The sequence below is a fragment of the Streptomyces sp. NPDC037410 genome, from assembly GCF_055602235.1.
The window spans coordinates 311,837-322,998 of sequence record NZ_JBVJWR010000009.1 but is presented as its reverse complement, the minus strand read 5'-3'; the positions used below and the strand labels follow the sequence as shown (position 1 = coordinate 322,998).

Genomic DNA, 11,162 nt, shown 5'->3' with positions numbered 1-11,162 from the left:
CACTGGAAATAATTCTCCTTTCCTCACAGCGCGAGAGGGGGGGATGCTTTCTTTGGGGCTCCTCACCTTCCCCCTTTTCCCACCCCCCCCCACCCCCTCCCCCTGCTGACCCCCCCCCCCCCCCTGGGGCCGGTCCGTTCGGACCGGCCCCCGCGGAGGGCATCACGGCGATGCTCAGTGCATGACGGCCATGGCGAGCGCGCGGCGGGCGCGCAGCGAGACGCGCTCGGCGCGGCGCTGCATGCGCCGGGCGGCGACCAGGCGCACGGCCTGGCGTTCCGCGTCGGCCTCACGCTGTCGCTCATGCATATGGGCACGGGCCAGGGCTTCGGGGGCGAGTTGCATTTCACGGGTCCTGTTCTGACGCGCGGTGTGCGCGGCGGCGGGGGAGAAGACTGAGGTCGCGAAGCCGGCGGGCTCGCTGGTGGAAGAGGTCATCGGGGCCTGCTTCTGGGGATCGTGCGTGAGGGGACGGTCGATGGTTCCGGTGGCGCTCATGCCGCGACGACCGGGTTCTTGCGCGGACGGCCACGGGGCCGCTTGCGGGCCACGACCACGCCCTGGACGAAGAGCTCGCCGCCCCAGACACCCCAGGGCTCGCGGCGCTCCTTGGCGCCGGCCAGGCAGGCCGCGACGAGCGGGCAGGTCTGGCAGAGGGACTTCGCGTACTCGACGTCGGCCGGGGACTCCGCGAAGAAGACCTCGGGGTCGTAGGCGCGACAGGGTACGGGCACGCCGAGGTTCTCGATGGCGTCGTCGAGCGCGGTGAGCGCGGTGAGGGGGGTCAAAGCGGGGTCCTCCGTGAGGCCGGGCTGGGGGATCGATTCGGAATGCGGTACGGACGGGGCGTGCGCTTCGAGTTGCACGGTGGTCTTTCCTCGTCTGGTCGTTCCGGCCTGTTGGCCGGGGTTTCGGCTGGTACCGGGCGGTGTCTTTCCCGAGGCCCCTTCGCGCCGTCGTCCCTGTTCGGGGACAAACAGAAGGGCCGCGGATCCCGGGTGGGGTTCCGCGGCCCTGAAGGCGCCGGTCTGATCATGGATCAGACTGGATCACTCCAGGGTTCGAGCCCACGGAAGGCCCACATCATGTGGTGGTGCGTCGTCGTCTGCTGGGTTCCGGCACCGGTCGCCGCAAAGCCATAGGCCGTGGCCTTGCCTGCTACTCCTGCTTCCAGTGCCTTGGTCGGTCGCTCATTGCGCGGAGCCACGGCGGCCGTTCCGTCACCGGAGAGACCGGTGGCAGGAAGGCCGGCGACGGGCAGACCGGTGCCAATGAACGCCGAGGCGGAGAGGCCGAGCGAGCAGGCGGAGACGACCGAGAGATCGGTCATTTTGGCCATGCCGACGAAGTCGACGGTGCTGGCGGTGCTGGACTGGATGGTGTAGCTGATCACTGGAATCGCCTCCTCTCGGCGTCTCGGAGGGCTCGGGTGCGAGCCGGACCCTCATGTTTATTTGGACAAGTACAGCACGAAGACAGGGCTTCGAAGAAGCACTGTTTCCGTGGTTAAGAACCTATGGGGCTTGACGGGGCGTGCGCAAACTATTTTTCCGACGAGTTTTCCTCAGACCTCGTCCTCGCCCGTCCCACCCTCCTCACCTGCGCAGATGGCCAGGACCTCGGCTCCGAAGCGGTCGAGCTTGCGGACGCCGACGCCGGCGATCGAGGCGAGCTCTCCGTCGGTCGCGGGGACGCGCTCCGCGATCGCCATGAGCGTCTTGTCGGTGAACACGCAATAGGCCGGCTGGCCGAGCTCCCTGGCCTGTTCCGACCGCCAGTCCCTGAGCCGCTCGTACAGGCCCTCGTCCATGTCCGAGGGGCAGTCCTCGCAGCGCATCAGCTTCATCGCGCCGGCCTCGGTGAGGGTGGCGCCGCAGACCCGGCACAGGACGGGACCCCGGGGTCCACGACGGCGCAGGCCGCTCCCCCGCTCGAAGGAGCCGGATGAGCCGGAAGCGCCGACGGTGCCGAGGGAGCCGGAGCCGGGTCGCAGGCCCTTGAGGAAGCGGCTGGGGCGCCGGTTGGCCCGGCCGCCCGGGGAGCGGGAGAGCGCCCAGGAGAGCGTGAGGTGGACCCGGGCCCGGGTGACGCCCACGTACAGCAGACGGCGCTCCTCCTCGACCTGCTCGTCGGTCTTGGCGTACGTGATCGGCATCATGCCCTCGGTGAGGCCGACCAGGAAGACGGCGTCCCATTCGAGGCCCTTGGCCGCGTGCAGCGAGGCGAGGGTGACGCCCTGGACGGTCGGGGCGTGCTGGGCGGCGGCCCGCTCGTCGAGCTCGGCGACCAGGTCGGAGAGGGTGGCTCCGGGCTTCGCGCGGGCGAAGTCCTCGGCGAGCCGGACGAGGGCGGCGAGGGACTCCCAGCGGTCGCGGACGGCGCCCGAGCCGGCGGGCGGCCGGGTCGTCCAGCCCTTGGTGGAGAGGACTGCCCTGACCTGCGCGGGCAGGTCCTCGGCATCGTCGAGGAGCGAGTCGTTGGCCCCGGCACGGGCGGCGCCGCGCAGGGCGATGCCCGCCTCCCGTACCTCCTGGCGCTCGAAGAAGCGCTCGGCGCCGCGGAGCTGGTAGGGCACTCCGGCGTCGGCGAGTGCCTGCTCGTAGACCTCGGACTGGGCGTTGATCCGGTAGAGGACGGCGATCTCGCCGGCCGGGACGCCGGCGGCGATGAGGTCGCGGATGCGGCGGGCGGTGCCCTCGGCCTCGGCGGGCTCGTCGGCGTACTCCGTGTAGACCGGCTCGGGGCCCGGGTCGCGCTGCGAGATCAGCTCCAGGCGGTGCTCGGCGGCCCGGCCGTGGGCCTGGCTGAGCAGCCCGTTCGCCAGATGGACGACCTGCGGGGTCGAGCGGTAGTCGCGGACCAGCTTGACGACCGTGGCACCCGGGTGGCGGGTGCGGAAGTTCAGCAGGTGGTCGGGGGTGGCGCCGGTGAAGGAGTAGATCGTCTGGCTGGCGTCGCCGACGACGCAGAGGTTGTCCCGGTCGCCGAGCCACAGGTCGAGCAGCCGCTGCTGGAGCGGGGAGACGTCCTGGTACTCGTCGACGACGAAGTGCTGGTACTGGCGTCGGATCTGGTCGGCGATGTCGTGCCGGTCCTGGAGGATGCCGACCGTGAGCAGCAACACGTCCTCGAAGTCGATCACCGAGCGGTCGCGCTTCAGCTGCTCGTACAGGGCATAGATCTGGCCGATCTCGGCCGGGTCCCGGGGGGCCTCCCTGACGGACTTGGCGACGGCGGCCGGGTAGTCGGCGGGGACGGTCTGGGTGACCTTGGCCCACTCGATCTCGCTGGTCACGTCCCTGAGCTCGTTCCGGTCGAGCCGGATCCGGCAGCGGGCCGCGGCGTCGGCGACCAGCTGGACCTTCCGCTCCAGGAGCCGGGGCAGCTCGCCACCGACTGCTTTCGGCCAGAAGAACTGGAGCTGCCGGAGGGCCGCGGAGTGGAACGTGCGGGCCTGGACGCCGCCCGCGCCGAGCTGCCGGAGCCGGCCGCGCATCTCGCCCGCCGCGCGGTTGGTGAACGTGACGGCCAGCACACTGGCGGGCTGCAGGATGCCGGCCCGCACCCCGTACGCGATGCGGTGGGTGAGGGCCCGGGTCTTGCCCGTACCGGCTCCGGCGAGGACGCACACCGGTCCGTTCAGGGCAAGGGCGACCTCGCGCTGCTCGGGGTCGAGCCCGTCGAGCACCGCGTCGGCCGTCTCCGGGACCTGCGGGAAGAGAGTGGAGTGCGTTGCTGCTGTCACCCTCCAATGCTGCCAGGTCGGGCGAGCTTGCCGTCGAGGCTTGTCCACAGGGGCGTGCCGCCGGTCATACGAATTCCGGGAATGGCGCCGGGAGGCCGTACGTTCTTCCTCTCGGCACCCGTCCGCGAACAAGAGGAGCGCCTGGCCATGCAGGGCACTGTGACGATGTACAGCACCACGTGGTGCGGCTACTGCCGTCGGCTGAAGAGCCAGATGGACCGCGAGGGCATCGCGTACACGGAGATCAACATCGAGCAGGACCCCGACTCGGCGGCCTTCGTCGAGAAGGCCAACGGCGGAAACCAGACGGTCCCGACGGTGTTGGTAATCGCCTCCTCTGGTGCTGAGTCGGTCATGACGAACCCGAGCCTGGCCCAGGTCAAGCAGGCTCTAGCCGTCTGACCCTCCTGATCCCCCGTATATACGGCAGGGCCCCCGCTCCGGCGGGGGCCCTCTGCTGTTTCGGCCCGACCGTCTTCCACAGGCCGAGCGCACCACTACGAAGCCGCGCAGGAGCGGGCTCGACGTACTAACGCGGCCGGTACTGTCTGCCCTGCTGTTCGATCCGGGGAGGGGCTTCGTGCGTCGTTGGTTCGGTCGAGGTCGGGCGCGTGCGTGGTGGAGAAGCACACCACGCACGATCCAGCGTGTTGTTTGGGTCAGCCTGCCGTTGGGTGTCGCCTTCGTTGGGGTAGGCGTGTACGGCGACAGTCACGGTGTGTGGGACAACCGGAGCTTCCTCACGAACCTGGCCTCCAGCTTCGCCAGTCTCTTCTTCGGGGTGCCATTGGCGTTGGTTTTCCTATCCCATCTGACCTCCGTGCAGGAGAGTGCAGCGGAGTCGCGCGCAGCACACGCCTTGGCGCGCAGGCATGTCGACGATCTTCTCCTGGCCCTTGAAGCCACGTTCCCAGGCCGGGAACTGGCAGATGTGCGACGCGACGTAACCGCTCTGGTGTATGAGCTGCGCGACCTGACGAACCTGCTCCGGAGGGCCCATACGGAAGGCATTGATCAGGATGAGATTTCGGCGCGGTATAGCAGTGCCCGCGCCGCCTACCGCGCCATCGCACCTCAGAACTGGGGGCGTCTCACACATCAGGTCAGCCGTAGTTGGAGTCTTCTCGACGGGGAAGCTCGTCCCGCCGCGCAGGCTGCTGACCTGTACTGGATGGCTCCCAAGGTGACCTTGCTCGTTGGCGCTGCCGTGGATCGCGTCCACGCAGCGGACGTCCTGATCTTCCTTCGTTCGAGTAGTACAGCCCGATTCGGAGCCCACGCCCAAGATCCTGAGCGACTTGCGACAACGGTCGCAAAGCTCCGTGTTGACGTCACTAAGGCTTGGCAATGGTTCGAGGCCCTGGACACCGTTTTGGGTGCCGCCATGTTCGAACTCTCACAGCTCGGGGCGTTCCCAGCAGACGATCCCCGCGCCGAGTCCACCAGCACACTTGGCGGCACGTTCCTTCGGCTTGGGCCGCGACCGCAACCCCCTGAGCCGGCCACGGCGCCCGACGCGTAGGAGACGCCCCCTCCAGAGGGGGCCTTCTGCCTGCTCCGTACGTCTAGCCCCGGATCTCGTCCATGAGCATCCGCAGAGTCAGTGAGTGCTTCTCCGGCGGAAGGGTGTCCATGGCGGCCTGTGCGTAGGCCACGCCCCCGGCGCGGTCCCCGGACCGGGCCAGCATCAGCCCCCGGTGAAGCTCCAGGTGCGTGGCGAACCGGGGCAGCTCCGCCGGTAGCTCCGCCCGCGCCGCGCCCTGTGCCTCAACCGCGCCCCGCTCGTCCCCAAGCCGTGCCAGCAGCAGAGACCGGAACACGTTCACCCGCCACCAGGGCACGGCGTAGTCAGAGGTCTGCTCGTACGACCCGGCCGCGTCGAAGATCCGGCGCCCTTTCTCGTCCAGGGCCAGAGCCGTAACCCTGTCGCCCCGTAGCGCGGCGGCGTGAGCCTTGCCGTAAATCGCGTTCAAGAGCCCGAGTGACGGCTTGTCGCTCGCGGCCATGGCCTGATCGGCGAGCACGTCAGCCACTCCCAGGGACGCCCCCTCGTACCCCAGGGCGATAGCCGCACGGCCTCGCACCCACACCCGGGCGTCAAGGTTCCCTGACTCGTCTGCGGCCTCAGCCGCCATCCGGTACCAGCGCCCCGCCTTCGACCCATCCGAGCCGGGGAACGTCTTCGCGTACAGGGTCATGAGCCGGGATGCGACCGACCACAGCCGGGGATCGTCTAGCTGTTGCTGCACCACTACAAGCTCACCGGACACGCGACGCTGGATGTCCGCCGCGCCCATGGACATGTAGTCGGTGCCGTACGTGGCTAGCTTCGCCTCCCAGGCGTCCGCAGACGGCCCGCCCCGCAGACGGGCGGAGAAGCCTGCCGACAACAGGTCGGAGGCCACCACAGGCGCTATGGCGGCCCCGGCCGCGTCCGTAAGGAACGTACGTCGCTTCACGTCACCCTCAAGAACCGCTAGCGGCACGTCCAAGACGGCCGACAGCTTCGCTAGGTAGAAGTCGCTCGGAACGTTCTTGGAACGCTCCCACCGGCTCACGTACTCCCGGTCAAGACTCGTACCGAAGGCGTCGTTGGCCTCCGACGCTAGGCGCCCCTGCGACCAGCCGCGCGCCTTACGAAGCTCCTTGATCAGGTCCCCGATCCGCATGGGCCCATCATGCCCCCGCACCGTGCAGCACGCGGCCAATCGGCCACGCTCGAACACCACTTGCCCCTACGAATGCCCCTACCTGCCACCAGGGCGTTAGAGGACTCTCAAGCCAGCGCGGAAGTCGAGAGCGAGGGACCCGACCCATGCCGACCAGCATCACGGACGAGCACGGGACGCACGCCCCGGCGGGGCACAAGTGCCACCGGTGCGGACAGCCGATCCGGCGGGACGAGCGCGTACGGCGCGGATTCGTGACCGGCACGGACCCCGGGGTCCTGGCGAACGTCGTCTATCAGCATTCGGGCACCACGTGCCCGCAGCCGTCGTGATCACCAAGAAGGATGTCGGGAAACGTGTCCAGGACGCACACGGACGCACAGGCATCCTCCGCGACGTGATCCCCGACTACGAAGACCCGGCCGTCATGCCCTCAGAGCGCCGCCCCCAGCGCATGGCATTCCTGCGGCCCGAGAACGGCGGCCGAGAGTGGCTGGTATCTCCGAGCATGGTCAGCCGCCTGAAAGCGTGATCACCCCGCATCACTGCGCCCGGTGCGGCTGCAAGGTTCGCGGCGTGAACGGCCGGTACTGCTGCACCAGGTGCGAGTACGCCAACCCATCGAGCGAGGGAACCTCCCCGCTCCTCAAAGCCCCGCCCCTTCCGTGACTGACGCCGACCGGCACGGAAGGGACGGTCACCACCACAACAGCGAACGGAGATCACCCGTGGCCAAGACGCCCGCATACGAGTTCCGTACGTCCAGCACGTGCCAGTACAACAACAACGACCCCCGGTGTGTGGCGGTCGCGACCAACGTTCCCGGCAAGGTGGCGGTCGCGACCAACGTTCCCGGCAAGGTGGCGGTCCGCAGCACCGTGACCGGTCGGACGGTCGAGTTCACGGCCGAGGAGTGGACCGACTTCCTCGGCGGTGCCAAGCTCGGAGAGTTCGACGTGACCGCGTAGGGAGTCGTCATGGAGCAGTGCCCCCGGTGCGGCGGCAACGTGGAGAACGACCCGGAGCACTCCGGGGTGATGCGCTGCATGGTGTGCTGGGAAGTGCTGGCACTGCCCCCTGAAAGGCTCTGCCCTGGCTACCGGCCGACGCTCAACTCTGGGCTGCGGATGCTGAAAGAGTTCCGGGGCCTACGACAGTGAACCAACAAAGGAACGGGTTGTCGGTCGTGGCGGGAACGGGAGTGGGCGACTGCCTCACGGGGGCCGGAGTGGGGGCGGGGCGGTAGGCGTCGAGCTGGACGACCGTGGCGCGGTTCTCCTCACGCTCCGCGCTGGCCGGCTGGTGTTCAGGGTGACGGGAAGTGTCACTGCGGAGTGTGAAAACGGTCTTCGGGCGACCGGTCTTCCCTGCCCGTTCGACGGTGACGAGGATTTCGGGCAGTGCCTTGACCTCTTCGGCGGTGCTCCCCCGACGTATGGGAGCACCTGGGACGACGTGGCTCGACCGCCGTTCGTCTCGATGCGTGCCCGGACCTTGTCCGCGAGGCTGAGCGGCTGCCGCTTCGCCTTCGGAGCGTCGGCCCCTTGCTGATCCGGACGGCGTCCTGGACGGAGCGGCGTACCAGCGTGAGAGGCCCACAGCATTCATTCCGTGATGGTCTCGGAGCACTCGGCGGCTGCGGGGCAGGCCGCGACCCTGAGCGTCTGTTCTGCGGTTCGGCGGAAGACACAGCGCGCTTCACAGGTGGGCGCCCAAGGCTTCGGGCCTGGGCTCGGTCTCTTGCGGGCGGGAGCGACGACGGCGACCTGGCCCGGCATCGTGCAACACGCTGAAACAGGAAAGGCCCCCACCGTCGGGGGCCTTCCTTGCTTGCCAGCATCAGGCGGGAGCCGGAACCTTGTCGGCCCCCTCTGCTCCCTTGGCTTCCTCTTCGGCCTTCGCTCGCTGCGCGGCACGTTCCGCTTCGAAGTCCTCCCAACGGCTCGCGATTTCCCACTCCACCCCCGTGAGCGTCGGAGGCTTCTCGTACGGCTTGGCAGACAGGGAGACAGGCATGATCGGCGCAAGCACCTGCGAAGCCTTGGCGGGGACGTCCCGCCAAGACACGCCCTGCTGCCGGATGTTCTCGATGAGGTCGCCTGGATCGATGGCGAGAACATCGGTCCGGACGTACGCCTTCACCTTGTGCTTCTTCAGGAACTCCCGGCGCTCGTCGGTGCTCGACTGCTGCCACCAGTCCGTGTAGCTCTGCCCCGTTCCCGTCCATACGGTCACGGGCTTCGGCCCTTCCTGGTTGGTGATCTTCTCGCGTTCCTGGGCGAGGCTCGCGACCTGCGAGGCGTATGCGACGGCGCTGATCTCGTCCTGTTGGAGTTCCTTGAGGAGCTGGTTCAGCTTGCCGTCGATCACGGCGAGCTTCGCCGCACGGCTGTCGTCGATGGTCGTCGTCGACTCCATCCGTTCCAGGTGACCGATCTCTCCAAGCAAGGCCGACTCCAGCCAGGGATACAGATCCTCGGCCCAGAACCTCTGCTTCGGGCAGGCGTCGACGCCCTTGCTCTTGTTGCCGTGACAGCGGTACCGCTCACGCTGTCCCTTGGACAGGTTGCCCTTGACGAAGTACAGCGGGCTCCCGCAGGTCAGGCAGAACGTCACGCCCACCGTCGGCGAGGTGGAGCCCTTCGGTTTCTTGTACTTGACCGAGGCGACGGCTTCCGACAGCTTGGCCCACTCCTCCTCGTTCAGCACCGGTTCCGACCGCATGACGGGCGTTCCGTCGTCGTTGCGGACCGCGGAGCCGTTGGCGCGTACGTACTCCCCAAGAGGAGATCGACTGGTCAGCACGGCCTGCACCGTCGTCGCCGTCCACCTGCTTCCGCGCGGCTTCGAAGCAGCCAGCCTCGTCGTGCTCTCGCCGGCCGCCGCGCGGATACGGGCAACGTCCTGAGCCGTGGGTACGCCTTGCTCGTTCAACCAGTCGGCCACAGCCGAGAAACTTGGCTTCTCGACGAAGCGCCGGATCATCTCGATCAGTGTCGGGCCGTGCTCGGGGTCGAGTTCCAGGGTGAATCCTTCCTCGCCCTTCACCGCCCTGCGCCCGAACGGAACAAGGCCACCGGGCCAGCGGCCCGTCTTGCGCATGGTCTCCCGGGACGCCTTGTTGCGGGCCTTGATGGCGTCCAGCTCCGCCTCCGCGACCACGGCCAGGATCTTGGCGATGGTCTTGCCCCACGGCTTCGAGAGGTCGAACCCCTCTTCGCAGGAGATCAGCCCCTTACCGTTCGCCTCACACCACTCGATGATGTCCGAGAGGTGGCGGACCGACCGCGCGATGCGGTCGATCTTCAGGATGATGACGTGGTCGAACTGGTCCTTCTTGTTGTTGAGCCAGTCCCCCAGGGACGGGCGCACCCACGGCGAGATGGACGCCGACGCGTCGATGTCGACGGCGAAGTCGACCAGCTCCATTTCCTCCGCGTCCACCCGCTTGCTGATGCGGGACCGCTGCGTTTCCTCGCCGGTCTGGTTCTCGTTGCCTACAGACAGACGGACCACGCCAAGAGCCCTGGGCTTCTCGCTCACGGCCTCCCCCTCCCGAACATGGGGCGGCTCTCCCTGGCCGCCACAGGCAGGAGGGAAGTCTCCAGACCGTGCGGACTGTCCTGTTCCCGGACGCTCGGCCCTGACGAACCCTAGCCTGGCACAGGTCAAGCAGAAGATCGGCGTCTGAGCCCAGCGCGGCACATGACGAAACCCCCGGCCGGACGGTCGGGGGTTTCGTCGTTCGTGCCGTGTCAGATCACGTCGCCCGGCTTCGGGAGCGGCTTGCCGTACCAGCGCTCGATCAGGCGGGAGGCGATCGAGATGCCGTACGGGGGCAGCACCTCGCCCGATTCGAAGGCGGCGGCCAGGTCCTCGCGGGAGAACCAGCGGGCCTCGTGGATCTCCTCGCCGTCCACGTTTATCTCCGAGGACGTGGCCTGGGCGAAGAAGCCCAGCATCAGGCTGGACGGGAACGGCCAGGGCTGGCTGGCGATGTACTCGACCTCGCCGACCGTGACACCGGCCTCCTCGAAGACCTCGCGGGCCACCGACGCCTCGATGGACTCGCCCGGCTCCACGAAACCGGCGAGGGTCGAGAAGCGGCCCTCCGGCCAGTGCACCTGGCGGCCGAGCAGCGCCCGGTCCTGGTCGTCGGTGACCAACATGATCACCGCGGGGTCGGTGCGCGGGTAGTGCTCGGCGCCGCAGGCCTGGCAGCGGCGGACGTGCCCGGCGGCCGCGACGACCGTGCGCTCGCCGCAGCGCGAGCAGAAGCGGTGGAGGCGCTGCCAGTTCTCCAGGGCGACGGCGTGGACCATGAGGCCCGCGTCCCGGTCGGAGAGGAGCAGACCCGCTTCGCGCAGGCCGGCCGGGCGCGCGGACTGGTCCATGCGGCCGGGCAGCGAGTCCTTCTGGAGCGCGAAGTAGGAGACGCCGTCGGCGTCCGTGCCCAGGAAGTAGCGGTGGGTCTCGGTGAGCGGGGCCTCGAAGGCCGGCGTCATGACCAGTTCGGTCGTGCCGTCGGGACCGTCGTCGATCAGCACCTGACCGCCCGAGACGACGAAGACCCGGGTCGTCGGGTGGCTCCAGGCCGCCGCCAGCCACGCCTCGTCGAGGCGGTGGTGGGCGGCACGGTCGATTCCGCTCGGGGCGGTGAGCGGGATCGGGCGGTCCGCCGACGCCCGCTCGGGGCTGCTCGACGCGTTCTTCAAGGTGCTCACAGGTGCTTCCAACTCCCCCGGATC

Annotated in this window: 12 protein-coding genes; 5 read left to right on the top strand and 7 right to left on the bottom strand. The window is 68.6% G+C overall.

The genetic code is table 11. The features are described from left to right. Positions 1-174: 174 nt before the first annotated feature. The 4 genes from ACZ7HT_RS18145 to ACZ7HT_RS18130 form a co-directional block, all read right to left on the bottom strand. A complete protein-coding gene (locus tag ACZ7HT_RS18145) occupies positions 175-498 on the bottom strand; it encodes a hypothetical protein (protein WP_471166467.1) in 324 nt (107 codons plus the stop codon). Next, positions 495-866 carry a WhiB family transcriptional regulator gene (locus ACZ7HT_RS18140; protein ID WP_116158969.1) on the bottom strand — a complete coding sequence of 124 codons (372 nt, stop codon included), beginning with the start codon at positions 864-866 and terminating at the stop codon, positions 495-497. Before ACZ7HT_RS18140 ends, ACZ7HT_RS18145 begins: the two co-directional genes overlap by 4 nt. Before the next feature lie 173 nt (positions 867-1,039). Next, positions 1,040-1,393, bottom strand: coding sequence for a hypothetical protein (locus tag ACZ7HT_RS18135; RefSeq protein WP_471166465.1), 354 nt, complete (start codon positions 1,391-1,393; stop codon positions 1,040-1,042). Positions 1,394-1,564: 171 nt separating this feature from the next. Further along, on the bottom strand, positions 1,565-3,745 hold the full coding sequence (locus ACZ7HT_RS18130) for an ATP-dependent DNA helicase UvrD2 (RefSeq protein ID WP_471166462.1): 2,181 nt from the start codon (positions 3,743-3,745) through the stop codon (positions 1,565-1,567). Positions 3,746-3,892: 147 nt separating this feature from the next. Here ACZ7HT_RS18130 and ACZ7HT_RS18125 point away from each other — a divergent pair, with 147 nt between their 5' ends. Both ACZ7HT_RS18125 and ACZ7HT_RS18120 read left to right on the top strand, forming a co-directional pair. Then, positions 3,893-4,147 (top strand): mycoredoxin, encoded by a 255-nt coding sequence (locus ACZ7HT_RS18125; protein ID WP_471166459.1) that lies wholly within the window; start codon positions 3,893-3,895, stop codon positions 4,145-4,147. A gap of 316 nt (positions 4,148-4,463) precedes the next feature. Then, on the top strand, positions 4,464-5,267 hold the full coding sequence (locus tag ACZ7HT_RS18120) for a hypothetical protein (RefSeq protein WP_471166457.1): 804 nt from the start codon (positions 4,464-4,466) through the stop codon (positions 5,265-5,267). A gap of 43 nt (positions 5,268-5,310) precedes the next feature. Here ACZ7HT_RS18120 and ACZ7HT_RS18115 read toward each other — a convergent pair whose 3' ends face one another. Further along, a complete protein-coding gene (locus ACZ7HT_RS18115; protein WP_471166455.1) occupies positions 5,311-6,414 on the bottom strand; it encodes a helix-turn-helix domain-containing protein in 1,104 nt (367 codons plus the stop codon). Positions 6,415-6,560: 146 nt separating this feature from the next. On the opposite strand from ACZ7HT_RS18115, the gene ACZ7HT_RS18110 reads away from it, so the two are divergent. From ACZ7HT_RS18110 to ACZ7HT_RS18100, 3 genes are all read left to right on the top strand, one after another. Then, on the top strand, positions 6,561-6,746 hold the full coding sequence (locus tag ACZ7HT_RS18110; protein WP_471166452.1) for a hypothetical protein: 186 nt from the start codon (positions 6,561-6,563) through the stop codon (positions 6,744-6,746). After that, a complete protein-coding gene (locus tag ACZ7HT_RS18105) occupies positions 6,743-6,946 on the top strand; it encodes a hypothetical protein (protein ID WP_471166449.1) in 204 nt (67 codons plus the stop codon). The genes ACZ7HT_RS18110 and ACZ7HT_RS18105 overlap by 4 nt, the downstream gene beginning before the upstream one ends. 196 nt (positions 6,947-7,142) lie before the next feature. Further along, positions 7,143-7,382, top strand: coding sequence for a DUF397 domain-containing protein (locus ACZ7HT_RS18100; RefSeq protein WP_471166447.1), 240 nt, complete (start codon positions 7,143-7,145; stop codon positions 7,380-7,382). An 871-nt stretch (positions 7,383-8,253) separates the two neighbouring features. On the opposite strand, the gene ACZ7HT_RS18095 is transcribed toward ACZ7HT_RS18100, so the two are convergent. Together ACZ7HT_RS18095 and nudC are read right to left on the bottom strand one after the other, a co-directional pair. Then, entirely contained in the window at positions 8,254-9,957 is a 1,704-nt protein-coding gene (locus tag ACZ7HT_RS18095; RefSeq protein WP_471166444.1) for a recombinase family protein, read from the bottom strand. A gap of 212 nt (positions 9,958-10,169) precedes the next feature. Beyond that, positions 10,170-11,138: an NAD(+) diphosphatase gene (gene nudC, locus ACZ7HT_RS18090; protein ID WP_471166441.1), complete on the bottom strand. Its 969-nt coding sequence runs from the start codon at positions 11,136-11,138 to the stop codon at positions 10,170-10,172. Between the last annotated feature and the right edge of the window lie 24 nt (positions 11,139-11,162).